At 60.9% G+C, this 24,266-nt stretch carries 33 protein-coding genes and 1 tRNA gene; 30 read left to right on the forward strand and 4 right to left on the reverse strand.

Going from position 1 to position 24,266, the window contains the following annotated elements; translation table 11 throughout:
• Positions 1–255 precede the first annotated feature (255 nt).
• The 3 genes from ACP150_RS14220 (at position 256) to ACP150_RS14230 (ending at position 2,106) form a co-directional block, all read left to right on the forward strand.
• Entirely contained in the window at positions 256–915 is a 660-nt protein-coding gene (locus ACP150_RS14220; RefSeq protein WP_424967323.1) for a hypothetical protein, read from the forward strand.
• Between the two features lie 679 nt (positions 916–1,594).
• Positions 1,595–1,885: an HNH endonuclease gene (locus ACP150_RS14225; protein ID WP_424967324.1), complete on the forward strand. Its 291-nt coding sequence runs from the start codon at positions 1,595–1,597 to the stop codon at positions 1,883–1,885.
• Positions 1,861–2,106: a hypothetical protein gene (locus ACP150_RS14230; protein ID WP_424967325.1), complete on the forward strand. Its 246-nt coding sequence runs from the start codon at positions 1,861–1,863 to the stop codon at positions 2,104–2,106. The genes ACP150_RS14225 and ACP150_RS14230 overlap by 25 nt, the downstream gene beginning before the upstream one ends.
• Here the strand turns inward: ACP150_RS14230 and ACP150_RS14235 are convergent, their stop codons facing one another.
• Positions 2,107–2,427 (reverse strand): hypothetical protein, encoded by a 321-nt coding sequence (locus tag ACP150_RS14235; RefSeq protein ID WP_424967326.1) that lies wholly within the window; start codon positions 2,425–2,427, stop codon positions 2,107–2,109. It abuts the gene before it with no gap.
• Between the two features lie 156 nt (positions 2,428–2,583).
• Between ACP150_RS14235 and ACP150_RS14240 the strand changes: the two genes are divergently transcribed.
• The 26 genes from ACP150_RS14240 (at position 2,584) to ACP150_RS14365 (ending at position 22,885) form a co-directional block, all read left to right on the forward strand.
• Complete coding sequence (locus tag ACP150_RS14240; protein ID WP_424967327.1) at positions 2,584–2,994, forward strand: hypothetical protein; 411 nt, start codon at positions 2,584–2,586, stop codon at positions 2,992–2,994.
• A 98-nt stretch (positions 2,995–3,092) separates the two neighbouring features.
• Positions 3,093–4,535: a terminase large subunit gene (locus tag ACP150_RS14245; RefSeq protein ID WP_424967328.1), complete on the forward strand. Its 1,443-nt coding sequence runs from the start codon at positions 3,093–3,095 to the stop codon at positions 4,533–4,535.
• The gene (locus ACP150_RS14250) at positions 4,535–5,749 is read left to right on the forward strand and encodes a phage portal protein (protein WP_424967329.1); all 1,215 of its coding nucleotides are present in this window, start codon (positions 4,535–4,537) and stop codon (positions 5,747–5,749) included. The genes ACP150_RS14245 and ACP150_RS14250 overlap by 1 nt, the downstream gene beginning before the upstream one ends.
• Complete coding sequence (locus ACP150_RS14255; RefSeq protein ID WP_424967330.1) at positions 5,736–6,320, forward strand: HK97 family phage prohead protease; 585 nt, start codon at positions 5,736–5,738, stop codon at positions 6,318–6,320. Before ACP150_RS14250 ends, ACP150_RS14255 begins: the two co-directional genes overlap by 14 nt.
• Positions 6,321–6,388: 68 nt before the next feature.
• Positions 6,389–7,636, forward strand: a complete 1,248-nt coding sequence (locus tag ACP150_RS14260; protein ID WP_424967331.1) for a phage major capsid protein — start codon at positions 6,389–6,391, stop codon at positions 7,634–7,636.
• 60 nt (positions 7,637–7,696) lie between these two features.
• Entirely contained in the window at positions 7,697–7,879 is a 183-nt protein-coding gene (locus tag ACP150_RS14265) for a hypothetical protein (RefSeq protein WP_424967332.1), read from the forward strand.
• Positions 7,879–8,439, forward strand: a complete 561-nt coding sequence (locus ACP150_RS14270) for a head-tail connector protein (RefSeq protein ID WP_424967333.1) — start codon at positions 7,879–7,881, stop codon at positions 8,437–8,439. The genes ACP150_RS14265 and ACP150_RS14270 overlap by 1 nt, the downstream gene beginning before the upstream one ends.
• Complete coding sequence (locus tag ACP150_RS14275; RefSeq protein ID WP_424967334.1) at positions 8,436–8,768, forward strand: phage head closure protein; 333 nt, start codon at positions 8,436–8,438, stop codon at positions 8,766–8,768. The genes ACP150_RS14270 and ACP150_RS14275 overlap by 4 nt, the downstream gene beginning before the upstream one ends.
• The gene (locus tag ACP150_RS14280; RefSeq protein ID WP_424967335.1) at positions 8,765–9,178 is read left to right on the forward strand and encodes an HK97 gp10 family phage protein; all 414 of its coding nucleotides are present in this window, start codon (positions 8,765–8,767) and stop codon (positions 9,176–9,178) included. The genes ACP150_RS14275 and ACP150_RS14280 overlap by 4 nt, the downstream gene beginning before the upstream one ends.
• Positions 9,175–9,633 (forward strand): DUF3168 domain-containing protein, encoded by a 459-nt coding sequence (locus ACP150_RS14285; protein WP_424967336.1) that lies wholly within the window; start codon positions 9,175–9,177, stop codon positions 9,631–9,633. Before ACP150_RS14280 ends, ACP150_RS14285 begins: the two co-directional genes overlap by 4 nt.
• Positions 9,634–9,645: 12 nt before the next feature.
• Positions 9,646–10,041, forward strand: a complete 396-nt coding sequence (locus tag ACP150_RS14290) for a phage tail tube protein (protein ID WP_424967337.1) — start codon at positions 9,646–9,648, stop codon at positions 10,039–10,041.
• Entirely contained in the window at positions 10,031–10,426 is a 396-nt protein-coding gene (locus ACP150_RS14295; RefSeq protein WP_424967338.1) for a hypothetical protein, read from the forward strand. The genes ACP150_RS14290 and ACP150_RS14295 overlap by 11 nt, the downstream gene beginning before the upstream one ends.
• Before the next feature lie 199 nt (positions 10,427–10,625).
• Positions 10,626–12,401, forward strand: coding sequence for a hypothetical protein (locus ACP150_RS14300; RefSeq protein ID WP_424967339.1), 1,776 nt, complete (start codon positions 10,626–10,628; stop codon positions 12,399–12,401).
• Complete coding sequence (locus ACP150_RS14305; protein ID WP_424967340.1) at positions 12,398–13,222, forward strand: hypothetical protein; 825 nt, start codon at positions 12,398–12,400, stop codon at positions 13,220–13,222. The genes ACP150_RS14300 and ACP150_RS14305 overlap by 4 nt, the downstream gene beginning before the upstream one ends.
• Positions 13,215–14,945: a hypothetical protein gene (locus tag ACP150_RS14310; RefSeq protein ID WP_424967341.1), complete on the forward strand. Its 1,731-nt coding sequence runs from the start codon at positions 13,215–13,217 to the stop codon at positions 14,943–14,945. The genes ACP150_RS14305 and ACP150_RS14310 overlap by 8 nt, the downstream gene beginning before the upstream one ends.
• Positions 14,942–15,502 (forward strand): hypothetical protein, encoded by a 561-nt coding sequence (locus tag ACP150_RS14315; RefSeq protein ID WP_424967342.1) that lies wholly within the window; start codon positions 14,942–14,944, stop codon positions 15,500–15,502. Before ACP150_RS14310 ends, ACP150_RS14315 begins: the two co-directional genes overlap by 4 nt.
• Before the next feature lie 2 nt (positions 15,503–15,504).
• On the forward strand, positions 15,505–15,939 hold the full coding sequence (locus tag ACP150_RS14320; protein WP_424967343.1) for a hypothetical protein: 435 nt from the start codon (positions 15,505–15,507) through the stop codon (positions 15,937–15,939).
• Between the two features lie 53 nt (positions 15,940–15,992).
• The gene (locus tag ACP150_RS14325) at positions 15,993–17,396 is read left to right on the forward strand and encodes a glycosyl hydrolase family 28-related protein (protein WP_424967344.1); all 1,404 of its coding nucleotides are present in this window, start codon (positions 15,993–15,995) and stop codon (positions 17,394–17,396) included.
• A 173-nt stretch (positions 17,397–17,569) separates the two neighbouring features.
• Positions 17,570–17,773: a pseudouridine synthase gene (locus ACP150_RS14330; protein ID WP_424967345.1), complete on the forward strand. Its 204-nt coding sequence runs from the start codon at positions 17,570–17,572 to the stop codon at positions 17,771–17,773.
• Positions 17,766–18,182, forward strand: a complete 417-nt coding sequence (locus ACP150_RS14335; protein WP_424967346.1) for a hypothetical protein — start codon at positions 17,766–17,768, stop codon at positions 18,180–18,182. The genes ACP150_RS14330 and ACP150_RS14335 overlap by 8 nt, the downstream gene beginning before the upstream one ends.
• Positions 18,179–18,757, forward strand: coding sequence for a glycoside hydrolase family 19 protein (locus tag ACP150_RS14340; protein WP_424967347.1), 579 nt, complete (start codon positions 18,179–18,181; stop codon positions 18,755–18,757). The genes ACP150_RS14335 and ACP150_RS14340 overlap by 4 nt, the downstream gene beginning before the upstream one ends.
• Positions 18,754–18,930: a hypothetical protein gene (locus tag ACP150_RS14345; protein WP_424967348.1), complete on the forward strand. Its 177-nt coding sequence runs from the start codon at positions 18,754–18,756 to the stop codon at positions 18,928–18,930. Before ACP150_RS14340 ends, ACP150_RS14345 begins: the two co-directional genes overlap by 4 nt.
• 144 nt (positions 18,931–19,074) lie before the next feature.
• On the forward strand, positions 19,075–19,272 hold the full coding sequence (locus ACP150_RS14350) for a hypothetical protein (RefSeq protein WP_424967349.1): 198 nt from the start codon (positions 19,075–19,077) through the stop codon (positions 19,270–19,272).
• A 102-nt stretch (positions 19,273–19,374) separates the two neighbouring features.
• Positions 19,375–19,653 carry a hypothetical protein gene (locus ACP150_RS14355; RefSeq protein WP_424967350.1) on the forward strand — a complete coding sequence of 93 codons (279 nt, stop codon included), beginning with the start codon at positions 19,375–19,377 and terminating at the stop codon, positions 19,651–19,653.
• A 14-nt stretch (positions 19,654–19,667) separates the two neighbouring features.
• Positions 19,668–21,995 (forward strand): hypothetical protein, encoded by a 2,328-nt coding sequence (locus ACP150_RS14360; protein ID WP_424967351.1) that lies wholly within the window; start codon positions 19,668–19,670, stop codon positions 21,993–21,995.
• Positions 21,992–22,885 (forward strand): right-handed parallel beta-helix repeat-containing protein, encoded by an 894-nt coding sequence (locus ACP150_RS14365; RefSeq protein WP_424967352.1) that lies wholly within the window; start codon positions 21,992–21,994, stop codon positions 22,883–22,885. Before ACP150_RS14360 ends, ACP150_RS14365 begins: the two co-directional genes overlap by 4 nt.
• Before the next feature lie 7 nt (positions 22,886–22,892).
• On the opposite strand, the gene ACP150_RS14370 is transcribed toward ACP150_RS14365, so the two are convergent.
• Both ACP150_RS14370 and ACP150_RS14375 read right to left on the reverse strand, forming a co-directional pair.
• Entirely contained in the window at positions 22,893–23,090 is a 198-nt protein-coding gene (locus ACP150_RS14370) for a hypothetical protein (protein WP_424967353.1), read from the reverse strand.
• Between the two features lie 12 nt (positions 23,091–23,102).
• Positions 23,103–23,459, reverse strand: a complete 357-nt coding sequence (locus ACP150_RS14375; RefSeq protein WP_424967354.1) for a hypothetical protein — start codon at positions 23,457–23,459, stop codon at positions 23,103–23,105.
• A 78-nt stretch (positions 23,460–23,537) separates the two neighbouring features.
• Between ACP150_RS14375 and ACP150_RS14380 the strand changes: the two genes are divergently transcribed.
• Positions 23,538–23,627, forward strand: a tRNA-Leu gene (locus tag ACP150_RS14380).
• 34 nt (positions 23,628–23,661) lie between these two features.
• Here ACP150_RS14380 and ACP150_RS14385 read toward each other — a convergent pair.
• Positions 23,662–24,261 carry a nucleotidyltransferase family protein gene (locus ACP150_RS14385; protein ID WP_424967355.1) on the reverse strand — a complete coding sequence of 200 codons (600 nt, stop codon included), beginning with the start codon at positions 24,259–24,261 and terminating at the stop codon, positions 23,662–23,664.
• Between the last annotated feature and the right edge of the window lie 5 nt (positions 24,262–24,266).

The raw sequence follows: 24,266 nt of genomic DNA on the forward strand, positions 1-24,266 counted from the left end.
CTTGGAGCGGGAGGGCGAGGGATGATCGACAAGAAGCCAGGAGACAGCCTCCACGAATGGCCGAGCTACTGGGACGGATGGCAGTCTGAGCCCCAGATTGACCACCGCCCCAGCGAACGCATCTCTGCGCTTCTAGGCCCAGACGGGGAGCCGTTGATGGTGCCGATCCCGCGTCGAGCAATGGGCTTTGATCTGCGGCAAAAGCGAGAAGGCTAACCACATGGGCAAGGGCAGCAAGAAGAAGGGCGGGAAGCCGTGACGAAAGCATACTCGAAAGGCGCAAAGCGTCGGGCGCGCAAATCCAACAAGGCCGACCTGCCGGAACTGGCACCCGTGGACCGCAAGCAACCCAACGGACGGCTGCGCCGGGATACGGATTACGTGGCAGAGCGCGACCCGCAAAAAACGGTGATCGAGGCCCGGAAGCGGCACTCAGGCAACAAGGACAAGGACGCAATGCGCCACCCGGCTTACGGAGAGCCCGCAGGGCAGGCGCTAATGGCGTCCTGCAAGGGTGACGAGGCAGAAACCCTTTGGGGCACCTACAAGGCGCTCACAGCGGCTCAGGACAATTACCACCGCCGCATTCTCGGCAAGGGGCTGCACCCCAAGACCGCCAAGCTTGAGATGATGCCTGATGTGGTAGAGGCGCGCCCGGACGATCAGCCCGACCTGCGCAGCGAGGATGAGCGGGACCGCGACACGGTGAATGCTTGGATGCGCTGGCAGGGGCACTTGGGCTGTCTCGCTGCGCATCACCGCCTTTCGATCCATGAGACGCGGTCAGATCAGGTGCAGGTGATGGGCGCAGTGGTTGACGCCAAGAACGAAAGGATCGTTGCGGTGGTGACCGGGCAGGGCAAGCGGTTCGTGGAGGCCATGCGAGCGCTGCAGGTTTTCGTTGACCGAGGCTGACCGCACCGCTAGTATACTGGCAAGGCCAGACTGCGCGATGTTGTGGAAGGCCATATCAATCTCCGCGTTTTTGAGGTGTGCCGTTACCGGCCTAGGGCGCGTGCGGCTTAGGCGATCTCGGGGAGGCGCGATGCCTCGCAAGATTGGCAACCCGGACACACCCCATGAACGCGGCGGCGTGGAAAGCAGACACGCAGACGGATCGGGAAAGGTCTAACGGCAGACGGGCGGACCAAGGTATCCCTAGGGGACTTAGAGGGACCGCCTCAACCAAGTGGCCCAGCTCTCAGCAGGCATGCTGGCAGCGAAAGTGTTAGAGCCGGAGATAAGCGCCCGGCCCGCGTTCAAACAATCTCTCGCGTCGGTGTAGCTCAGGGGTAGAGCGGCGGTCTCCAAAACCGCGTCAGCGGGGGTTCGAATCCTCCCACCTTCGCCAAGCACACATCCAACAGCACAGCCGCCTTAGCGGTTGCCCCAAGCCCACTCCCACGGCACGCCATCACGCTCGAAGTCAGCCTTGAACGCCTGAAACGCAGCGCAGTCATCAACGTCCTTTGTGGCCTGACACCGGGCCTCAAGCTCCTGCCCTACACGTACCGTCTCCAAGTGAGCGGCGGTTGACGTCTCTGCCATCTGGCAGGCGGGCAACATCGCAAGAGGTAGGAGGGCAATCAATCGCATGGCTTATCCTTCTCGGCATGAACGCGGGTACGATAGCAATTGGGTGCGCACGAGGGAAGTTGCACTAAGGCGAGACGATTATCTCTGCGTACCGTGTCGCAGGCAGGGCCGGACAACGCTGGCCAAAGAGGTCGATCACATCACGCCCAAGAAGCAAGGCGGGACGAATGATCTGGATAACCTCCAGTCCATTTGCACAGACTGCCACAAGGCCAAGACCAGAGCAGAGAACAGCACGACGCTAATACCAGTGGGGGAAGATGGATGGCCGATAGCACAACGAGGCTAAAGCTCTGCACAGACGACGATGGCGCGCTTTATGTGGCCACGTCCGAGGGGCTGCGTGTCGAAGGCGTTGAGAGCTTCGCTGTCTCGTCCTCAGTGGACGGCGTTACGGTCATGGAGCTACTGGTTAGCTACCGTCAAGGGCTCGACCTTAAGCTGCCTGTGCAGCCGCGCGCTGATCTGGGCAAGCTGCTTGAGGGTCTTGCCGACGAGGCCAACGATTAATCACTTGATCAGGCGGTAGTTTTGCAAGGATACGCGAGCGGCCTCGCACACCGCGGCCCGCTCAACACCTTCCATGCCTGAGTAGATGATCGTCCGAGTGCGGATGGCAGAGCTTAGCGTGGATATGAAGCGAATGTCTGATGGGTCAGCGTTGCGCCGAATGAAATCGACCACCGCTTGTTCTTCAAGGCCAAGCTCGCAGACTTCTCCGGCAGCAAGCAGAGACCCAAGATCAAGGGCGAGGTTGCCGCTCTGACCGTAAGCCGGTGCAGCCAGAAGGCCGGAGAGGGCCAGCGCCCTAGCGCTACGGGTTGGCAGCATTGGTGATCCCTTCCGGTTGCCAGTCGGCCACACGGTAGGCTGTGCATGTGCTCTGCGCAATCCCGGACGGGGGGGTAGGTAAAAGTCTATGACCTATATCGCAGGGACCGCCGCGGGAGCCTTCTTTTGCTACGCCCCGACAGAAAAGGTTTGACAATGCCAAGAAAGTCTGGAGCGGAAATCGAGGCTAAGGCGCTTGCTCCGGCGCGTGTTGAGCGTGAGGCGCGCCCTGATGCGCCGTATGATCTGACGGACGAGGAAAGCCAAGAATGGTGGGCCGTTGTTGACCGGATGCCAGCGGACTGGTTCCCCCGCGAAACGCACGGCTTGCTCGCGCAGTATTGCCGCCACGTGGTTTCGGCCCGGCGTGTGGCTCAGTTGATCGCCCAAGCTACGGCAGGCGAGGAATTGGACATTGGCGAATACGACCAGCTCTTGAAAATGCAGGAGCGTGAGGGTCGGGCGCTATCTTCCTTGGCAACCCGGATGCGGATCACGCAGCAAGCGAGCTACGACCCGGAGCGCCGGAAGGAAGGCAAGAAAACCGCGAGGCCGTGGGCTAAGTGATCCCTACATACCCGCCGTCCGAAAGGTCGGAGCGGAACATTGCGTGGATCGAGGAATACTGCCTGATCCCTGAGGGGCGGGACGTTGGCAAGCCGGTTGTGCTGCGCGAGTGGCAGCGGAACATCCTGCGCGGGATCTATGATGGAAAGACACGCCGAGCGGTAATCAGCTTTGGGCGGAAGAACGCGAAAACCGCTCTGAGCGCTATGCTTAACCTGTTGCACCTCTGCGGGCCGGAAGCGCGGCCAAACTCGCAGCTCTACAGCGCGGCGCAGTCTCGTGATCAGGCGGCAATCCTGTTCAACCTCGCGGCCAAGATGGTGCGTATGAGCGAGGTGCTTTCGGAATACGTCCTAGTGCGGGAAAGCGCGAAGGAACTTCTCTGCGCGGAGATCGGGGCGAAGTACAAGGCCCTCTCGGCAGAGGCCAAGACTGCTTACGGTCTTTCGCCAGTGTTCTCGGTTCACGATGAGCTGGGGCAGGTGCGGGGGCCTCGGTCAGAGCTTTACGAGGCGATTGAGACCGCCAGCGCGGCGCAGACGGACCCCATCACGATTGTGATTTCGACGCAGGCTCCGAATGCCGATGACCTGCTGTCCGTTCTGATCGACAACGCGAAGACAAACACGGACGGGAGAACGAAGCTATTCCTGTACGAAGCCGACACCAAGGCTGATCCTTTTGCGGAGGAAACGATACGTCAGGCAAACCCGGCATTCGGGGACTTCCAAAACGCGACGGAAGTCATGGGCCAAGCGAACGATGCACGCGAAATGCCGTCGCGGGAAGCGGAGTTTCGCAACCTGATCTTGAACCAGCGCGTGGAGGTGCATTCACCTTACGTGTCTCGGTCGATTTGGGAGAAGAACGGCGGGCCCGCACTAGACCTAGACGGGCCGGTTTACGCTGGGCTGGACCTTTCGGCCACCTCGGACCTGACGGCGTTCGTCATGGCGGGGCAGACCGGCGAGGCAACAAGCATCAAGCCGACCTTCTGGCTCCCTCGGGAGGGACTGGAGGCCAAGGCGCGGCAGGACCGGGTGCCCTACGATCAGTGGGCGAAAGAGGGTCTGCTGGAGACCACGCCGGGCAACACGGTGGACTACGAATTCGTGGCGCACTTTCTGCGGGAAATGACGAAAGAGCACGACATTCGTAAGATTGCGTTCGACCGATGGAACCTGCGCAACTTCAAGCCCTGGCTGTTCAAGGCTGGGTTCATTGAAGAGGAAGTTGACAGCTATTTCGTCCCGTTCGGGCAGGGCTTTCAAAGCATGTCACCGGCGCTGCGTGATCTGGACGAATTACTGCTGAACGCACGGGCACGGCACGGGATGCACCCCGTCTTGACCATGTGCGCGCAGAACAGCGTCACCAAGTCTGATCCGGCGGGAAACCGCAAACTGATCAAGCTTGGCGAAAAGAGAAGGATTGACGGCATGGTTGCACTGGCGATGGCCGTCTCTGTGATGGCGGAGGCGGATGAAGGCGAGCCGCCGTCTCCTTGGGACCTTGACCCCAACTACAAGTTGGCTGGCTGATGTTTGGCCTAGGCAAGCGGGCGAAAGAGCCCGAGCAGCGCGCGGTTGTGCAGTCTGCATCGGCGGCGGAGTTCTTCGCGGCCATGGGGCTGGAGCAGAAGGGCATTCCAAGCGTCACTGTTGAAAGTGCCTTGGAGATCCCGGCAGTTTTCGCGGCGGTCAACTTCATTGCGGGGACCATCGCGGGCCTTCCGCTGCACGTTTACGAGCGGACGGAGGAGGGTCGAGAGAAGGTAAAATCGCCCCTTGCGACCCTTTTGCACGACGCCGTTTCGGACGAAATGACGTCTTTCGAGTGGCGCAAATACGTGTTCCAGCAGTTCCTGACTGGCGGGCGCTCCATCACCCAGATCGTGCGGAATGGGCGCAACGAAGTCCGCGACTTGATCCCGTGGAACCCCCTCAACGTCACTGTTGAGCGCCGGGAGGGGCGGAAATTTTACATCTACAAGGACGGCGGGGCCGAGGTGCGACTACCGGCTGCGGACGTTATTGACCTTCCATTCATGCTTGCTCCGGATGGCGTCTCCCACGTTGGCCCGATCGCCAAGAACAGGGAGGCTCTGGGCGTCGCTTTGGCGGTACAAAAGTACGCCGGTCTGTTCTTCGCAAATGGCGGCGTGCCGCCTTACGCGATCACCGGCAACTTCCAATCTGCGGGGGCCATGAAGCGTGCCGCTGATGACCTTGAGCAGGCGGTGCAGAAGGCTGCGAAAGAGGCTCGGCAGGCGTTGGTTCTCCCAGCGGGACTTACGATTGAGCAGATCGGCTCCGACCCTGACAAAACGCAGCTCTTGGAGACACAGCGTTACTATGTCGAGCAGGTGGCCCGGATCTACAGCCTGCCGCCCACGTTTTTGCAGGACCTGACGCACGGGACGCACAGCAACACGGAACAGCAGGACCTGCACTTCGCCAAGCACAGCTTGAAGCGCCATATCGAGCAATTCGAGCAGGAAATGAACCTGAAACTGTTCGGGCGGCGGAATTCTCGGTTCTTTGTGGAGTTGAGCATTGATGGCTTGCTGCGTGGGGACTTCAAGACCCGCATGGAGGGCCACGCGACGGCAATTCAGGCCGGGCTGGAGACGCCCAATGAAGGCCGCGCCATGGAGAACCGCCCCCCTAAGGATGGCGGGGATGACCTACTGATCCAAGGCGCAACCGTGCCTCTGGGCACCCAGCAACAAGAGGCAGAAAATGACGACACGTGAGCCGCGAGGTAAATGGTCGCGCCAGCCCGTTGAGGTGCGCGCGGACGGTGATGAACTGGTGGTTGAGGGTTACGCCTCTGTGTTCGGGCAGCGCGCCAATATCGGCGGGTATTTCGAAGAACAGATCGAGCGAGGGGCCTTCAAAGACGCCATTGGGCGGGATGAAGTCGTGTTCCTGTTCAACCATGATGACGGAACGGTCATGGCCCGAAGCTCTGCGGGCAATCTGGACCTGTCCGAGGATGACACGGGCCTCAAGGTCACGGCCCGTCTGTCTCAAGATGACCCCGATGCGGCAAAGCTCGCCGCGAAGATGCGCGCAGGGAACGTGAACAAGATGTCGTTCGCCTTCATCCCCGATGTCGAGGAGTGGGATGACACTGGCGACCTCCCGCTGCGCACGATCAAGCGCGCATCCCTATTCGACGTCTCGGCGGTAACAACCCCTGCCTATGACGGGACCGATATTGGCCTGCGGAGCCTTGAGGCGCACCGCAAGCAACGGAATTTCAGCGCTGTCCGCACGCGGATGCGCATGAAAGCAGACCTCGCGCAGCGAGAGAACGGCTAGGGCCGCGCCCTGCCTATCCCTTGGCCCGCCGTGATGGCGACGCCTTTTCCCTTAGAAGGAGCTTAACCATGGCTACCCTTAAAGAGCTGCACGAGCAGCAGGCGCGGATTGCCACGAACGCACGCGCCAAATTCGAAGAAATCACCGACGAAACCCCGGAAGAACGTGCCGCCGAAATCGAGCGCGAATACGACGCCATGATGGCCGACTATGACAAGCTCGGTGCCAAGGCGGAGCGCCTCAAGCGTCTTGAGGACGCAGAGAAGGCGCTGGACGCGCCGGACCCCCGCGCGGTGCGCGGTGAGGACGTTTCCGCTCGCGCAGTGGATGACGGCAAGCCGATGGACTATCGCGACGCATTCCAGGCGTTCCTGCGCAATGGCGCGAGCTTGGGCGGCCTTGAGCCGGAAGCTCGCAAGGCGATGGCTGAAAAGCGCGCTCAGACCACTGCGAATGCAGCCGGTGGCTACTCCATCCCCGAGCAGATGCTTGAGGAGATCGTTGTCGCTATGAAAGCTTGGGGGCCGATGTATTCGGGCGCGCCCTTCCGGGATATTGTGACGACCGGCGGCAATCCCATGCCGTTCCCGACCATCGATGACACCGCTGTCACGGCGGAAGCCCACACCGAGGGCGCGACGATGACGGATGATGGTGGGAAAGACGCTACTTTCGACAACAAGCAGCTTGACGCCTATGCGTTTGACACCGAGTGGCTGCGGATTTCGAAAGAGCTGATGGATGACAGCTTCCTTGCGATGCAGACGTTCATCTCCGGCATCCTTGGTGAGCGCCTTGCCCGGCTTGCGAACGCTCAGCTCACAACCGGCACTGGGTCCAGCGCTCCGAACGGGATTGTTACGGCGTCGTCTCTTGGCAAGACCGCCGTGGGCGCGATTGCGATCACCTCTGACGAGATCCTTGACCTTGAGCACTCGGTTGACCCCGCCTATCGGACTGGCGGCTCGGTCGGCTACATGTTCAATGACAGTACGCTCAACGCGATCCGCAAGCTCAAGGATGGTCAGGGCAACTACCTCTGGCAGCAGGGCAACATCCAAGCGGGTGTTCCCGGCACCTTGAACGGGCGTCCGTACTGGATCAACCAGGACATGCCGTCCCTCGCCGCATCTTCGAAGGTCATGCTGTTCGGTGATATGTCCAAATACTTCGTCCGCAAGGTCGGAGCGCCCCTGATGCTGGCCATCCAGGACAGCAACTTCGCGCCGGGGGTTGGTGTGGCAGGCTACATCCGTTTCGACGGTGAGCTGTCCGACACGCGCGCGGTCAAGCACCTCATCACGGCTGCATCGTAATCAGTTCTCAGGGCGGCGGGCTGGCCCCGCCGTCTTATTGAGCCGATTGGAGGGTTCCACATGAAAGTCAAACTTCTGGTCGCTCGGGCATCTGCCGCCGGAGCGCAAAATGTTGGCGATGAAATCGAGGTGTCTTCTGATGAAGCGCGCCGCCTGATCGAAGCCAAGCAGGCCGCGCCCGTGCGTTCTGCAGCGCCTCAGAAGGCCGTCAAGCGGTCCAAGGCCGAGAAGGCAGTCAAGTAATGCTGACGCGGGTGACGGCCCCTACGGTGTTCCCTGTGACGCTGGAGGAGGCCAAGACCTACATCAGGTCCGAGTATGCCGACGAGGATGCGCTGCTTACGTCTCTGATCGCTGCGGCCTGCGGGACCGTGCAGGAGATGACCGGGCGTGCAATCGGTGTGCAGGAGTGGCGGTATAGCTTCCCCAGCGCAACGGGCCGTGTTGTCCTGCCGCTGGTGCCCGTGGCGTCAATTTCTTCGATCAAATACTTCGATGCGGATGACGTCGAGCAGACGGCGACCAAATCGGACTACTACCTGTTTGCGAGCGACTTCGAAGCGGCAGTGAAGCCTAAAAGCGGTGTGAGCTGGCCAGCCACTATCACGCGTGAGGACGCTATCCAGATCACCTTCGAGGCGGGGACATTGGCCACGCCCGAGCCGCTGGTACACGCCATCCGCCTGCTCATCGGCCTTTGGGAGGGCAATCGCAGCGATGCGACCGAAAAGCAGATGCACGACATCAAATACAGCGTTGAGCATCTGACAAACCAGTATCGCACCGGGTGGGTCGCCGCGTGAACGCAGGCAAACTGACAGAGCGGGTGACGATCCAATCTCCGGTCAAGGTTTCGGATGGAGCGGGTGGCGAAACAAAAACTTGGACCGATCTAGCAACGGCCCCCACGGTCTGGGCACGAGCCGCTTACCGGACGGGCAACGAGCGCATGGAGAATGACCGGATCGTCGCGGAGCGCAGTGTTGTGTTCACGATCCGAAACCGGCGCGACCTCACCGAGGAAATGCGCATTCTCTGGCAAGGCAGGGCGCACATCATCCGGGCCATCCATGACTTTGGCGGGCGTGAGATGTATCTCAAGATCGAATGCCAACTGGGCGTTCCGACATGAAGCCGACCGTTACCATTCGCGGCCTTGAAGACGTTGACCGGATGCTTGGTGAGATCGCGCCCAATCAGGCCGTGAACATCATGCGTTCAACGGTTCATGGGATCGCGGGCGACATCAAGAAAGAGGCCGTCGCGGACATGCCGCGAGATACCGGCGACATGGAGGAAGCCGCGAGCCACAAGCGCCGCCGCACCCGTGGGGGCTGGATCCGGTCGGACGTTCTGATGGGCCGTGAGGGCTGGTACTGGCGCTTCCTTGAGTATGGCCAAGGCCCTGATGGGGTTGAACACGCGTTCTTTTACAGCGCGGTCGAGCGCTTCCGGCGGACGATGACGGCCACGTTCGTCAAGCAATTCGGCAAGAAGTGGGAAGCCGCTTTGAAGCGTGCCGCCCGGAGGGCCGCGAAGTGATCGAGCCAGAGTTTCAGCGCGCCGTTTTCCAGAAGCTCGGAAGCGTTGCGGGCGGGCGGATCTATGACCGCGCTCCGCAAGTCGAAAGGCCAGAGGAGCAAGAATACCCTTATGTGACCTTTGGCCGGTTTATCGTCACATCGCGGGATGGCTCAAGGCGGTATCGCAAGGGCTTCGACATCTCCTTTCGCCTTCACACCTTCGACCGGAGCGGCTTGGAAGTCCGTGGTGTGCAGGCGGCAATCTATGAAATTCTCCACGGCGGAGACATGGGCATGACCTATTTCCCGACCGTCTTTGTGTCCCGAAATGACACCGATGTAATGCACGAGCCCGACCGGATTTCCCACGGGGTTTGTGAGTACTTGGCGCGCTGCACGTGGTCGCCTTGGCTGTTCGATGAGAACGGCATTCTGCGTCCAGAGGGGCGCATCCTTCCCGGAGAAACAATCTAACAGGAGGCCGATATGGCTGAACTTGATGGTGCGTTGTTCGTTCTTCAAAAGAACAGCGCCACAATCGGCACGTTGCGCGAAGTAACGATGACCGTCAACGGCGAGCCTATCCGCGTGGACGGCCAAACAGACAGCGGTGTCATTCGCCATTTGGCAAACAAGCTCATCGGGCGGTCCATCACCTTCGGAGTTTCCGGGCTGGTTGATGGCAGCACCTTGCGGGCGATTGCGGCTGGGGCGTCGGGGGGGGCCTTCATGGATGACATCTCCGTCACTTTCCCCGATGGGGACACGTTGACGGGTGACATGGTCATGACCGGGTACACCGAAACCGGTCCCTACGAAGACGCGCAGAACTTCGCGGCGACCTTCACGACCGATGGCCCTTGGACCTTCAATGCAGCTTGATGATAATACCGCCGTCATCGAGTGGGATGGCACCAAGTACGGCATTGCGCCTTCTGATCAAATGCGCCTGATCCGCCGGGTCGAGGATATTCTCGGCGGCAGCGCCGTGCAGAAGGTTCTGACGTACTACAGCGGTGGCGTCACGGACGGCCAGCTTGCAGAGGCTCTTGGTTGCATCCTGCGGGCGGCGGGGGCGAAAGTGTCTGATATTGAGCTTTATCGCCAAGTCACAGACGCGCAAATCAACGGCGATTTGAGTGCGGCCGCTTCTGCGCAAAACGTGATTATCGCTGTTTTGGGCCTTCTGGCCCCGCCGATTGCCTCTGAAATGGCCGAAAAGGCCAAGGCGCAATCTGAGGAAAAAAAAGTCTCCGCGAAGGGCTAGTCCGAACACTGCACCGGATCTGCGTGGGTGGGAAGATGTGCACCGGCCCGGAGTTTTGGGTGATGCCGCCGAATGAAGTGTGGTGGCTTATCGAAGACAACCTTCCTCCCGAAGTCAAAGACAGCATGTCCGACAACTCGGACAATGAGCGCCTTTACCGAGAATTGAAGCGGCGACAGATGCAGGAGCGATTAAACCAGTGAGCAAAGTTGTCGGCGATATTGCGGTTACGGTTGGGGCGGACGTCTCCGGCCTCCTGACCAACATGCAGAAGGCGCGGCGCTCCACAAAGCAGTTCGGCGATACTGCGGGGCGCATGTCGGTCAACGTCGCGAAGGCGGGCGTTGCAGTTGTCGCGGCAGCGGGGGCTATGGGCGCGAGCTTTGTTGCCATGCAGCGGCAGGCGGCAGAAGCGGCTGTTGAGGTCGGCAATCTGTCTCGGGTGGCCAATGCAACGCCGCGCGAGTTTCAGCGTATGGCAGCGGCGGCAGAGACCGTGAATATCAGCCAACAGAAGCTTTCGGATATTCTCAAGGACGTGACCGACCGGGTGGGGGATTTCCTGGAAACCGGCGGCGGGCCGATGGCGGATTTCTTCGAGCAGGTTGCCCCCAAGGTGGGGGTAACGGCTGACGAATTCGCGCGGCTTTCGGGGCCGCAGGCATTGCAGCTTTACGTCAAAACCCTTGAGGAGGCTGGCGCGTCTCAGCAGCAAATGACCTTCTATCTGGAGGCGATGGCCTCGGACGCCACGGCGCTTCTGCCGCTTCTGCGGGACAACGGAACCGCGCTGCAACAGCTCGGCGACCGGGCGGAGGAAGTCGGGCGGATCTTGTCGAATGAAACGATCCGGCAGGCTGATAGCTTAAAGCAGTCGCTAGATGAAATGGGGGCGGTTGTCCGCAACCAGACTATCTCTGCGTTGGTTGCGGTAGAGGATGAATTGGCGATCCTGCACCAGTTCGTTGCTGACTATGGTGCCCCCGCTCTGGCTTCGCTTGTGCAAGGCGCTGCGGCGGCGGCGAGATGGATGGACGCATTGGCCGGTGGGATCGCGAACGTTGCGAACAGTGACTTAGGCCAGAAGACCCGCGAGAACATGGGCGGCTTGCTCGAAATGATGGGCGGAATGTTTCCCGGCCTGCAAAGCATCCGAGGCCAAAACGGCGGTGTCAGCGAATTCAACGACGCTTGGAATGAACTGCAAAGCCAAGGCGAAGGCCTCTTGGGGAGCCCGGTAAGCATAGAAGTTGGCGGTGGCGGTCAGCACCAAAACAGATCCCCTCTGGCAAGCCCGGCTTCATCCGCATCTGGTGGCGGATCGACCTTGCCCGACCTTGAGCGGCAACTCGCGACCGAGCGCGAGCTTGTGCTGATGCACTACGAAGAAACGATGTCTGCGTTAGAGGAATACCGCGAGCGCAAGCTTGAGATGAACTTGTCCTACGATGAGTTGGAGAAGCGCGCGCTGGAGGAGAAGAACCAAGCCCTTGAGGAGCTGGACCGCAGATCCATGGAGGCGCGCCATGCGGCCTATTCCGGGGCGCTGGGGGATATGTCAGCGCTCATGACGACCGAAAGCCGCAAGCTTTTTGAGATCGGCAAGGTGGCGGCTTCCGCGCAGGCGGCGCTGGATGGCAAGGCCGCTGCGGTGTCTGCCTGGGAAAAAGGTATGCGGATCGGTGGCCCCCCTACGGCTGCGGCGTTCACCGCTGCGTCCTTGGCGAAGACGGGGGCTCTGTTAGCTTCGATCAACGCAACAAGCTTCGGCGGTGGCAGTGGTTCGTCAAGCGCCGCTGGCGGGACGTCCGCAGTTGCGACGGCAGAACCTGCGTCCGTGCAGCGAGGCGACATCAACGTCTATGCCAAGGATGGGATGACCAGCCGTTTGATGCAGATGATTTTCGAGGACGCGGACGTCTTTGCGGCTGACGGCGGCATCGCGAACGTGAACATTCGGAGCGGCCTTGCATGACCGTGATCTATACCAACTGGACGCAGGGAGCGAAACAGCCGCAGACGCACGCGCGGCTTCTCCACAGCGGCAATGAAGCCTCCAAGGTCGGGGTGTACGACATCTCGGGTACAGAGGACGGCTACTTTGCGGAAGGGCCGGACGGGCCTGAAACGTTTGAGGCATGGAAGCCAAACTCGGACACGGGCCGCTGGGGGCGCATGTGGTCGGCCCTGCGTAGCGTTGATTGCGTTTGCATCGCGGGGCACAATCTTGGCTCTACAGGCACCACCATTCGCCTGGACGCCAGCACGGACGGCTCAACCTGGGCACAGTTTCAGCCAGAGCAAGTGATCGAGGACGACAGCCCGATTTTCTGGATGTTCGATCTTTCGACGCTTCGAGGTTTGCGTATTCTGGTGCAGGCTGGAACTGAGCGACCGACTATTGGGGTGGTGCAGTTCGGGCGAAGCATGGAGCTTGAGCAGCCGATTTTTTCGGGCGTCACGCCATCGCGGTATTCCCGTTCGACCACCTACAACACGACCTTTTCGCAGAGCGGCAAGATCCTCGCGCGGGACGTGGAGCGGGCGAACCTTTCGGGGACTTTGAGCTTTCCGCACCTTACGCCGGAGTGGATCGACAGCGACGGCAGAGACGCAATCTTGTCGCTTGAGCAAGGCCCCTTCTTTCTGGCTTGGCGACCGGACGGCACAAAGACGACCAGCATCTACGACGACGTGATTTACGGCATGGCGACCGAGACCCCGAAGGTAACGACAATGGGCGTTTTGGACCTTTTGCAGATGTCGGTTAGCTACGTGGCGGAAGCTTATGAGTGAGCCGGTTTGCCTGATCAAGGTCGAGCTTCCGCGCTGCACCCGCACCCACGGCTCGGCACCCTGCACAGCTACCGAGACCGGGGATGCAAAGTGCTACAACACGTTCTCAAGCTGTAACGACCAGGAGAATTTCGACAAGGGGACCTTTGATGTTTGGTTCTCGCGGGGCAACCTCGCGGACAGCACGATCACGGACGCCCCGAGCTACATCCTGCCCTTTGTGACGTCTGTCAGCAGCACGGGCGGCACGATCAACTTCGCAGGTTCCAAGGACACCGAAATCGGGCTCGGGTATGTCAGCACGCTCACGGTGCAATTCAAGGACGGCCCGCACTCGGACCAATTGATGGACCCTTACCGGGATGATCGGACCTTTGATCCACGCACCAAGAGCACTTTCTGGCGCAAGTTCAAAGCCCGGAATGTCTACCTCACCAAAGCCAAGGTCACGCGATATGAAGGTTATAAGGGCGATGCCTTGGCGGATATGCGGGCAACTGTCTACTACGCCACGGAACTGACAGTCACACGGCAGGGCGCAACACTTACGGCCAAGGACCCGTTCACGTTTCTGGACTTCAAAAGCTCGGACGTGCCCGCGAAATCAACCGGCATCCTTTATCAGGACATCACAGACGAACAGCTTGACCTGCCGATCATCGGGGCAGGGGTCGAGGACTACCCCGCGCCGGGTATGGTTCGAATTGGCGACGAGCTGATTTCGTATGAAAGCGTCCATGAGGAAAGCTACGGCATCCGCATTCGGGCGACCGAGCGGGGGCACCGAGACACCGAGCAAGATGACCACTCCAATGAGACCGAGGTGCAGGTTTGCTTCGTCTTGGAAAACCGTTCTGTTGATGAAGCCTTTGGCGACATCTTGGCGGAGACGGACTTTCCCGACGCGGTTTTTGATGCGGCTCAAGCGGCCAGCGTGGCGGGGATCTGGCGGCGTCCATGGACCGGGGCGCTGTCTCGCGTCGTGAGTGAGCCAACGCCCGCCCGTGAGCTTCTGGGCCAACTGGTGCGCCACACTCTGACGCACATCGATTATGATGAATTCACCGGCAAGACCAAGCTTTTGCCGGTTCGGGGATACGACAGCAATTCGCTGGTTTTGGACGATGACAAGGACATCGTGGCGGGTTCGTTCCGGGTGTCTGACATGCCGCTGCAGCGCATTTCCCGCGCAATCCTGCACTACAACCTGCGGACGCCGGTATCGGATCCAGATGAGGAGCTCAGCTACCGCACGGTGGTCGAGGTCAACGGGCGCGGCGGCGATGATAACCGGGATGGCGTGGATATCAGCCGCAAGCTCTATTCGCCTTGGCTGACAAGCGACATTCTCGCCTTCTCGACGTGCTCACGCCTTCACACTCTGTGCGAGATCACACCGCTCAAGTGCTCGTTTCAACTGCACCCGTCGCGTTCAACAGTGAAGCGCGGGGACATCGTGCGGAAGGCTGACGACACCGTTGTTACCGGCGGGGGAGACCCGATCACCAAGGCTTGGTTCATCACGAAAGCGCACCAGCCCTCACCCGGCGGGCTGATCGATTGCGAGGCGTGGGACGTCTCCCCTCTTGGCCGGGTGGGATATTTCCAAGCCGCTGACACCCCGGCTTACGTTGGGGATGGGTCGGATGATCCTGATGGCTTTTTCATAGGCGATAGCAAAGGGCTTCTGCCCGATGGTTCGGAGGCACCAAGACTGCAATGAGTTTCTTTACCTTCCCGGCCGCACAGGTTGGCGATGCCGTGACCGTCGAGCGTTGGAACGCCCTTGAGGCGGCGTTTAGCGACTTCGCGGACGGCGTGACCGGCGCGCCGAAGATCAAAGGCAAGGCTATGGCCACAGACGACGCCTTTCTGATTACCGTTGCCGCTAGCGATGACTTTGCCATTTCCCGGGGGCTATCGCTTGTTCTGGGGGCCTCATCGACAAGCTCGGGGAGCTATGTCATGGCTCGGGAAATCACGGTGGTGTCTTTCACCGGCAGCATTCGCTTCAAGGCGACCCACAAAACGAATGCGAGCACCGAAGTCGATCTTCGCATCAGAAAAACAAGCGGCGGAACCACGACTACTCTGCAGACTTGGGATATCGGCAACAACCTGTCTCAAGCTGTATCAATCGACGTACCCGTAGCGGTCGGGGACGTGATCACTTGGGAGCACAAGGTATCCGGGGGCGTTGGTGTTGTGTCAAGCGTCAGCGCCTTCAGCCAGTCCGGTGATGACTACCTTAAAGAATACACCCCCATTGATGAGACCTAACGGTGCTGAACTTGCGCTGGACTGACGACACCCGCACGGCGGTTGTCTACGAGGAAGATGGTCGCTCGGTTGTGAACCAAGGGGCACTTCTTCGGAAGGCGCTGGCGGGCAAAATCAGCGTGGGCAAGCCCGCAAAGCCCCAGCCCGACCGGGCATCCATGACGCTTACCATGCCGCAACTGCTTATCGGCCTTAAGGATCGGGGCTGGATCACCGAGGCCGAGGGCGATGCCTGGGCGGCTGCCACAGCCCTGCCTGCCTCGGCATTGGCCGTAGTGGCCACACTGCCTTCTGAGGCGCAATACGCGGCCCGTATGCGGCTTCTGCGCATGAGCAAAGCCGAGCGCACCAGCGACCTTGTGCAGGACCTTGCTGCGGCGCAGGGCATCTCTGGCCCCGAACTAGACGCCTTCTTCGCGGAATTCGCGACCGCCTAACCACCCCCACTTTTCGAAGATGAGCCCCGCCAGCGGGGTCTAGGAGCGTGCCCATGCCACAGATTGCACTTGGCGATACGTCTGAACAACTTGTCGCTGCTGTCAATGAAGCGCTCACGGATGCCGCCAATCTGGATGCCGTCAAATACCCGGCTTACGCGGACATTGCTGCCGTGGCCGCTGCAACGCTTGCAGACGGGGACCGGGCGCAGGTCGGGGATCTGGTGTTCGAGAAGAAATCTTCGGACACGACCACCCTCCCGAACCAGCCGGGGTTCGTGCCCGCTGCGCCCAAGAGCACCCCGCACATCTCGCATTTTGGCGGCGTTGGGGATGGCGTAACCGACAACACCGCTGTCATGGAGGCGATCAAGGCTTTCTGCACAGCCAGCGGCGAGAAGGTCGATTTCGGGTCTGGCGGCACGTACCTGATCGATCCGTTGCGACTGGACGGCTCGGAAAAGCTGTTGCTGACCGGGGATCGGAACAACCGGCCTATCATCAAGCTTGCGCCTTTCGTTGACGCCCATGTGCTGAATACCGAGACCGGCAGTACGGCGACCTTCGATCTGTACGGGATCTGCATAGATGGCAACCGGGGAACCCGCTCGGCAGGGCATGGCCTGCGCTCTGCTGGGTGCGCTCTTATTCGGCTTGATCAAGTGCGGATCCAGAATTGCCAGAGCTACGGGCTCGGCATTCAAAACGGCACAACGCAGCGCGTTGAGATCGGATATCTTGAGATCGACACGACCGGCAAGGACGCGATTGATATCAAAGACCGTGATAACGACAACGGTATATTCGTCTTTGACCATATTCGCGTTCTCAACCACGCCCTTGACGATGCAGATGACGCGGCGCTTGACGCGCGCGGCCCTGTCTATGGGCGGCTCTTGACAGTGGAAATGTCGGGCGCGGCCTTGGGTATGCGGTATCGTGCGGACGGGAATGGGCGGGCGGGGTTCGGTTCTGTTCAAACTGTTGCGGTTACAGGCCCAGGGCTCGGGGGGGGCACAACTGTCGCTTGTTCCTTTGAAACGTCAGACCCGCGCTCGTTCGTGGGCGAGGTCATCGCAGAAGACGTCAGCACGGTTCTTATTCAGAACGGTGCCGGGGGGCGTGTCGGGCGGATCACTGGAACTGGTATTTATGGCGGTGACGGCGTTTCGCTGCGCGGCAGGGGCTTCTTGCTTGAGGGCGGGCACATCATCATGAACGCTGCGGCAAGCTTTGATGAAGTTCTGGAGATCACGGCCAGCGCACAGGACGCGACCGTGCGTGCCCTGACCATTGATGACCCGACCGGCGGGGAAAACTTGATTACCGTTGAGGCAGGCGCGACCGGCTCGCTTATCAGGGAGTGCATCCTGATTTCTGCGGGGATCACAGGCGCCGGGATCACGGACGCCGGGACGGGAACGATCATCGACCAGAACCGCATTCGCACCTCATGACATGCCCGTCTCAACCCTCCTGCACAGCCTGATTTGGCGTGACGGGGTTACGGCCCCGATCTGCGCGCGGGCTTGGTTTTTCTGTGCTGTTTGTGACCGCTGGGCGCTGTTCGTCCGCGTGATGGACCGGATCTCGCCGGGGCATTGCCAGAGAATGTTTGAAGGAATGCCGGATGGATGAAGACTGGGCGCGAAGCATCGAAAACCGGCTGAACATAGTCGAAAGGCGCAACGCGGTGGAGGAAGTGCATCGCATCAACGTGGAGAGCCGCTTAGGGGCAATCGAAGACACGTTGAAATGGCTGGTGCGGCTGATCCTCGGAGCGTTCTTGATGGCCTTGGTGGCTTATGCGTTCAAGGGAGGTTTCGTTGGTTAAGTTCAAGTATGTCGCGCTCGCGGTTCTCGTTGGAGTTGCGGCAGCGACGTTGCGACCTGTTGCGGGGGGCGTGGAGGGTCGTCTGTTCCCAGTTGTGAAGCGGGCGCAGATCACGTCCGTCGATGCATTGGGCGAAACCCGATCTGTGATTTACGGCACGTCTTCTCGATTGCGCTCCTGTGCGTTCCGCCGCGTGGACTTCTTTCTCGGAACGCCGGAAGCGAACGCGCGCGTGGATCTGGACATGCGAGAGACGTCCAAAGTCCGGCCCGGCGGCGAGTTCGATTTCGGGCCGTGGCTCGTGCAGCTGACACCCGACCAATTCCCGCGCGCCTTCGCGGTGGTGAAGCACCGCTGCCACCCGTTCTGGCTGACGGAAAGCCTGTTTTATCTGGGGAGTGTGGAATGAGCATCGATTTAAAGCTGGGGGACACGCCCGAGCTGATCAAGACGTGCCTGCGCGAAGAATGCTCGCTTGAGCAAGCCGCGTACATCCTCGGCACGATCTATTGGGAAACCAACAAGACGATGAAGCCCGTACGCGAGGCGTATTGGCTTTCCGAGGACTGGCGGCGAGACAACCTGCGCTACTACCCTTGGTATGGGCGCGGGCATATCCAGCTCACTTGGGAGACCAATTACAAGCGGATGGGCGAACGCCTTGGCGTTGACCTGACAACCGATCCAGATGCGGCCATGGCCTCGGGTGTGTCAGTCTCGATTGCAGTGATCGGCTGTATGGAAGGCGCTTTCACCGGCAAGGCTATCCCGGATTACATCAACGACACCAAGACGGACTATCGCAACGCGCGGCGTGTCGTGAACGGCATGGACAAGGCAGACACCATTGCAGGGCTTGCCGAGGACTACGCAGCGGCCCTTTCCGCCAGCGGGTACGGCGTGAAGGTCGTGCAGCCTACCAACGTGCTCGCCACGCTGCTGGCGGCGCTGGCCAACCTGTTCAAGAAGTGGAGCAAGGCATGAACTGGCGCGACCCCAAGGTCATGGGCGCAGCACGTCACTTGCTGACCAGCCTTGGCCCTCTGCTCGCTGTCTATGGCGTCACGACCGACGCCTATTGGCAGATCATCGTGGGTGTGGGCATGGCCGTCTGGGGCTTTGTGGCGTCCCTCATGGCCCCTGAGAAGCGCAAGTGACCCGCCTTTACCTCGCCGTAGGCGCGGTTGCAGTGCTTATAGCGTCCCATGCGGGCGCGTACTGGCTGGGGGCATCTAGCGCCCGTCAGGAAGCCGCAGAGCGCGCCGCAGAAGCATATGAAGCAACCATCAAGGAGATCGAAGATGCGGGCATTGATCCTAGCGACCTTGGCGGTCAGCTTGAGCGGCTGTGTGACCTCGCTCCGCAGCACCCCCGCTGTCTGTGACGGCACCCGCAGCGAGCGTGTGGCGCACGCTGACGCTCTGTTGACCGATGGCGGGCCTCTGTCCGTCGCAACCGGTTCCGACCTTCTGAGCAAGCTCCACGCGGGCTGCACCTAACACCAGCAACCTAGCCTTCCCCATCCTCCCCAGCCGGGTTGCCGGTTGCCCTGTCCTCTCGCGGGGGCGGGGCCTTTTTACATGCGCACAGGAGACCCCTTCATGACGACGCAATCCCATCAAATGACAGGCTCTTGGCAGAATGTCGGAACCGGCACGCTCACCGTCACGCCGCAAGGCGATGGCGGGCGGGCGCAGATCCAAGCGACCGGGGCCACGACCGACACGCTCGAACGCAATTGGGGGCACCCCCTGATCCCCGGCGCGCGGCAGGTGTTCACCGCTGGCTCTGATGCGGTCTGGGTCAAGGGCCGAACTGGCGAAATCTGGACGATCAGCGGCGACAATGCCGCCACCGGCATCGACGTGAGCGGGCTGTGAGGGAGGACTGATCAATGGATACGCAATCCCTCCAAATGGATGGCACGTGGATCAAGGTTGCGGACGGCGACGTCACGCTGACCACCGGCAGCCATTCCGGGCGCGTGCAGGTGCAGGCTGATGGGGCCAGCGCGGCAACTCTCGCGCGCAACTATGGCGAGCCGGTCTTTGCGGGCGCGCTCCACACGGTCACCGCAGGGTCTCTCGCTGTCTATGCGCGGGGCGTGGTTGATGACGTTTGGACCGTGACCGGCGCGGACGTTGTGCCCGGTATCGACGTGCGCGATCTGGTTCCGACACCGCCGCCGACCCCCGGCGATGACCCCGTTGTGTCCACAATCTTCTCCGATGGCTGGCAGGCGACCTATCCGAGCCCGCCTGCGGACGTGACCGGCAACACGGTGACGGTGACGCGCTCGGGCTACGACGCTCTGGGCGTGGCCACGACCTTTAACGAGGATCTGGACATCACGGCCCGCGTGCGCCTGCCCGGCGTGGCAACGGAAACCGCGGACACGGTTGCTCTGAGCGATTACATCTATTCCGGCGAGGCAATCACCGATGTGACGAACAGCTCGACCCGCGCCTATCCGTATGCGCAATTCGCTTGGCTGGTCCCGGACTGCCAAGAGGTCGGGGACAGCCAAAACAGTATCACGCTCAAGATTGCCGTTGCACATCGGCACGCTCGGGATGGCAAGCCCGTGGCGGGTGTCCGGTTCATCGTCACGGATCATCTGAGCGGCGAGGCGAGCGAGCTTGTCACGTCCTGCACTGGCGAGGCCTATACCGCATCTGGCTTTACTGCCTCCGTGTACGAGGGGACCGTGGACATCACGTCGCTTTCGACCGCAGGTGCACAGGGCAACCTGTTCACCATTGACGCGGAATTCCTTCCGTGGGTCGGCGCGGCGCACAAGATCAGTGTGATCACCTCGGGCAAGACCTTTGACCAAAACACGGTCCTGACCTTCGGCAACAATCGCAATAACTGGCGTCCGACGCTCTACGCCTATGTGGACCCGGCGGCGGGCGGCGGTGCGGCGGTTTCGACCGACCCGGCCGTCGCGGCGACCACACCCTTCACCACGACCGCACTCGCCTCTGCGGCCCTGCGCAACTGGCATGATGCGAACACCGGGCGAGGTGCGATCGACGGATCTGTCATGCGTCTTGTAGAGGCCACGCATACCCATTCGGTGATGCCCAATCGCGTCTGCGATGACTATTACATGATTATCGAAGGCGTTCCGGGCAGTACACCGGCCAATGTGATCTATCAGGATGCGGGGTCGAATACCGATCAGAGCTTCCCGGAAAAAGTTCTGGTCCGAAACCTGACGATCAGGCGCACGACTGCCGCGGCCATTCGCATGATCGATGCGGGCACCAGCACGCGGGACACCTACCTCGCGATGCAGAACGTTGAGATTGATGACGGCAGCTTCTCGCCCACGGATAACTTCTTCTGGCGCTATGACGCCTCCTACTTTGAAGAATGCACGCAGGACAGCGCACAGGTAGCGGCGCAAAAGCTCATCGGTTGCAACGGCAGCTTCACCGGGCCGTCCACCGTGGCTTGCGTGGCGAGCCGGATCCCTAACGGGAACATCGAGCCGAACAACGCTTCGCGCGCGGACGGGCTTTTTGTGGGCTGGTCGCACATCACCGCAGCCCGGACGGACTTCTCCCAACCCCTGTTTATCAACCACACGACCACAGCGCTTGGCTTTGCCGTGGTCGGCAGCGTCATGGAAAGCTATGGCTCGGGCGGCTCTGGATCTGCGTTCCTGATCAACGGCGACGGCAACACAGACAGCAGCGAAAACATCACCCTGATCGGGAACACCTTCCTAGGCGGGCGGGCCAATATCAGCTACACAGATGCAGGCGGATCGGTTGCATACCCCCACCTGACCGTTATGCGGTTCAACATCTTCTTTGAGCGGAACACAAAAGCCGGGGATTTCTTCGGATATCAAAGTAGCGGCACCGATCCTGCGCGTGTGCTGAACTGGAATATCCGATACGAAGTCGGTGCCCAGAGCAACACGATCATTCAAGGCGAAAGCCGCGACAACCCCCCGAACGTCGGCTTTTATCCCCTCTCTTGGCTGGGCGATGTGGGCTCCGAAGGCTCGATTTCGGGCAGTCAGGCAAACCCCCTCTCCGTCACCTTCACGGACGACCAGAGCGGCAGCGCTGGCTCCGGTGACGGGGACTATACACCTACCTCGGGCACCGATCTTGCCACGATCCCCAGCGGCCAAGCCCCGTATCCCTTCGACTTGTCCGGCGCTGCGATCAGCTCCGGCGGCGTGTCGGGCGCGCTGCAGCTTTGATTGTCGATACCCAGCTTGGGTTAGGCCGGGCGGTCACCAAGCTCTCGAAAGAGGGCGGGGAGATATGGCTAGAGCCCGGCTCCTATCACCTTGAGCGGTGGAAGGTTGGCCCAGAGACGGGCCTGATCCACATCCGCGCCCTGCGCCCGGACGATCCGCCGACCTTCTCCCGGATCGAACTCAAGCGGTCCCGCAACATTCTGTTCGAGGGGATCCGGCTCAGGGGAGGCGAGGCTTCCCACGATTTCCGCGTGATTGACGGGTGCGAGGGGATCACGCTCCGGGGGGCGGACTGCCGGGGTACGGCGACGGGATGGGTCGGCCGCGACGACGACACCCCCAACAGCTTTGCGCTTGTCAGCGACAGCTCGGGCATTGCCGTAGAGGATTGCCACATCCGTCGATACTGGCAGGGTGCGGCTTTTCTCAGATCCAGCCAATGCCGCTTTTCGGTCAATCGCGTGGAGTGGATGACGGCGGACGGCCTACGCATGAGCGATGTGCATGGCATGTTCATTTCGGACAACGAGTTCACGCGGTTCTTCGGGTCCGACCAGCGGGTCAATCACTCGGACATGATCCAGATTTGGGCAATGCCGAACCCGTCCAGCAATGTCTGGATTGTCGGGAACAATCTCGACAGCCAAGGCGAGGCGGCGACCCAGAGCATTCTCATTCTCAACGAGCAATTCGAGAAGACCGGCCTAAAGCACAACGGCATCTTCATAGCCGCGAACCGCGTCAGGAACGGCCATGTGAACGGCATTGTGGTCGAACACGCGGACGGGCTGCATCTCATGGCCAACGTTTTGGAATGGGACCGCGAGGCGGTTATGCGCTACGACTCTGGACCGCAGAATTCGGAGCCTCGGGTGCGGGTGAAGGGTTAGGCGGGGGTCATGATTTGCCCGCCAGTTCCTTCATGTCGCTATACGCGTTGCGCTGAAAGTCCTGCACCGTGCCGCGTCTGCGCGCCTCTTGATCGCGCATCATAAACAGGCATAGCCGCAGCGAACGCAAAACCGACAGGCCGGACCCCCGGAAGATGTGGTACGACATTGCCGCGTGGTAGATGTAGAACATGATGCGGTCCATCATCTCTCTCCTCTATGTGTCTGCGTGGGCGGCGTAGCCCCATTTCAGCGGCGGCTTTGCCCGCTTTTCGTGGGGCAGGCGGACGCTGGCTCCATGGGCGCGTAGGATCTGGGCCAAGACCTGAAGGTCAGCAGGGTTTTCAAGCGGGCTGACAGGTGTCAAAAACCGGCCTGAGTTCTGGCCGACGACGCAGACCTGTGAATGGTCGGCGTGGTCACAGGCTACAATCTGCCCAAAGCCAAAGTGGCCTTTTTCATCGAAATTGCGGCGGTTCTCGTGTCGTTGCCACGACTGCATGGCCTCGCGTATCGCTTCCGGCCATCGATCCGACTGATCATTGTATAGCAGTGCGGTCGTGTTGTAGCCCATTATCTTCTCCTTTTCTGATACATTCCGCCCATACCCACTTTCACCGCCTGTTCACGGTATGGGCGTGTGTTAGATTTCGCGTAAGTTATTGATTGGGCGAGATAGTCGCGGGATTCAAAATCCCCCGATGGCAACATCTTGTCGGTTCGAGTCCGACCTCGGGTACCAGCCGCAAATCCCAGTTTGATCCAAGTGACGCGCCTCAGCGCCCCGTTTCGCTGCGCCAGCTGGCCCAGTCCTCGGGCGTGTCGAGATCGCGTCTGGCCCGGGTGCCGGGCAAGGGCACCAGGTGGACGTGGTCGCGGTGCCGGGCGATGAGGCTCTGTCCGCCCTCGTCCCCTTTGAGCATCGCGAAATCCGGGAATGTCACGGGAGAGAACAGGATCGGATGACCGGGCGCGCCGGCCTCGGTCGTGCCGCGCCAGATATGCGCGTCCGGCACCACGTCCCGCGCGGCGACAACCGCGCGCAGATCGTCAGCGGTGATCTCGGGCAGATCACCCAGCAGCAGGAGCAGGCCGGTACAGCCCTCCGGCAGGCGAGAGACCGCGCCGCGCAAGCTGCCCCCCATGCCTTCGGCGCTTTCGGGGACCGAAAGCGCGGTCACGCCCAGACCGTCGAGGGCGGCGTATCTGGGATGGGGTCGGGGGGGGAGCGCGACAAGGACATCCCGTGTGACCTGCGCGGCCAGCGCAGCTTGCCGCGCCACGAGCGGCCTGCCATCCACTGGTTCCAACAGTTTGTCGCGACCGCCCATGCGGCGCGATTGTCCGGCGGCGAGGATCAGAATGACATCCGACATGGTCG

It is taken from the genome of Dinoroseobacter sp. S375, assembly GCF_049800775.1.
Lineage (GTDB): Bacteria > Pseudomonadota > Alphaproteobacteria > Rhodobacterales > Rhodobacteraceae > Dinoroseobacter.

What these genes read in the sequence shown, in the direction of transcription:
- ACP150_RS14265 (WP_424967332.1), top strand. Translation starts at nt 7,697, where the DNA reads ATGAAAGTCAAACTTCTGGTCGCTCGGGCATCTGCCGCCGGAGCGCAA.
- ACP150_RS14260 (WP_424967331.1), top strand. Translation starts at nt 6,389, where the DNA reads ATGGCTACCCTTAAAGAGCTGCACGAGCAGCAGGCGCGGATTGCCACG.
- ACP150_RS14295 (WP_424967338.1), top strand. Translation starts at nt 10,031, where the DNA reads ATGCAGCTTGATGATAATACCGCCGTCATCGAGTGGGATGGCACCAAG.
- ACP150_RS14360 (WP_424967351.1), top strand. Translation starts at nt 19,668, where the DNA reads ATGGATACGCAATCCCTCCAAATGGATGGCACGTGGATCAAGGTTGCG.
- ACP150_RS14310 (WP_424967341.1), top strand. Translation starts at nt 13,215, where the DNA reads ATGAGTGAGCCGGTTTGCCTGATCAAGGTCGAGCTTCCGCGCTGCACC.
- ACP150_RS14355 (WP_424967350.1), top strand. Translation starts at nt 19,375, where the DNA reads ATGACGACGCAATCCCATCAAATGACAGGCTCTTGGCAGAATGTCGGA.
- ACP150_RS14385 (WP_424967355.1), bottom strand. Translation starts at nt 24,261, where the DNA reads ATGTCGGATGTCATTCTGATCCTCGCCGCCGGACAATCGCGCCGCATG.
- ACP150_RS14225 (WP_424967324.1), top strand. Translation starts at nt 1,595, where the DNA reads ATGGCTTATCCTTCTCGGCATGAACGCGGGTACGATAGCAATTGGGTG.
- ACP150_RS14370 (WP_424967353.1), bottom strand. Translation starts at nt 23,090, where the DNA reads ATGGACCGCATCATGTTCTACATCTACCACGCGGCAATGTCGTACCAC.
- ACP150_RS14240 (WP_424967327.1), top strand. Translation starts at nt 2,584, where the DNA reads ATGCCAAGAAAGTCTGGAGCGGAAATCGAGGCTAAGGCGCTTGCTCCG.
- ACP150_RS14230 (WP_424967325.1), top strand. Translation starts at nt 1,861, where the DNA reads ATGGCCGATAGCACAACGAGGCTAAAGCTCTGCACAGACGACGATGGC.
- ACP150_RS14340 (WP_424967347.1), top strand. Translation starts at nt 18,179, where the DNA reads ATGAGCATCGATTTAAAGCTGGGGGACACGCCCGAGCTGATCAAGACG.
- ACP150_RS14305 (WP_424967340.1), top strand. Translation starts at nt 12,398, where the DNA reads ATGACCGTGATCTATACCAACTGGACGCAGGGAGCGAAACAGCCGCAG.
- ACP150_RS14290 (WP_424967337.1), top strand. Translation starts at nt 9,646, where the DNA reads ATGGCTGAACTTGATGGTGCGTTGTTCGTTCTTCAAAAGAACAGCGCC.
- ACP150_RS14325 (WP_424967344.1), top strand. Translation starts at nt 15,993, where the DNA reads ATGCCACAGATTGCACTTGGCGATACGTCTGAACAACTTGTCGCTGCT.
- ACP150_RS14280 (WP_424967335.1), top strand. Translation starts at nt 8,765, where the DNA reads ATGAAGCCGACCGTTACCATTCGCGGCCTTGAAGACGTTGACCGGATG.
- ACP150_RS14315 (WP_424967342.1), top strand. Translation starts at nt 14,942, where the DNA reads ATGAGTTTCTTTACCTTCCCGGCCGCACAGGTTGGCGATGCCGTGACC.
- ACP150_RS14250 (WP_424967329.1), top strand. Translation starts at nt 4,535, where the DNA reads ATGTTTGGCCTAGGCAAGCGGGCGAAAGAGCCCGAGCAGCGCGCGGTT.
- ACP150_RS14375 (WP_424967354.1), bottom strand. Translation starts at nt 23,459, where the DNA reads ATGGGCTACAACACGACCGCACTGCTATACAATGATCAGTCGGATCGA.
- ACP150_RS14330 (WP_424967345.1), top strand. Translation starts at nt 17,570, where the DNA reads ATGGATGAAGACTGGGCGCGAAGCATCGAAAACCGGCTGAACATAGTC.
- ACP150_RS14235 (WP_424967326.1), bottom strand. Translation starts at nt 2,427, where the DNA reads ATGCTGCCAACCCGTAGCGCTAGGGCGCTGGCCCTCTCCGGCCTTCTG.
- ACP150_RS14255 (WP_424967330.1), top strand. Translation starts at nt 5,736, where the DNA reads ATGACGACACGTGAGCCGCGAGGTAAATGGTCGCGCCAGCCCGTTGAG.
- ACP150_RS14345 (WP_424967348.1), top strand. Translation starts at nt 18,754, where the DNA reads ATGAACTGGCGCGACCCCAAGGTCATGGGCGCAGCACGTCACTTGCTG.
- ACP150_RS14350 (WP_424967349.1), top strand. Translation starts at nt 19,075, where the DNA reads ATGCGGGCATTGATCCTAGCGACCTTGGCGGTCAGCTTGAGCGGCTGT.
- ACP150_RS14270 (WP_424967333.1), top strand. Translation starts at nt 7,879, where the DNA reads ATGCTGACGCGGGTGACGGCCCCTACGGTGTTCCCTGTGACGCTGGAG.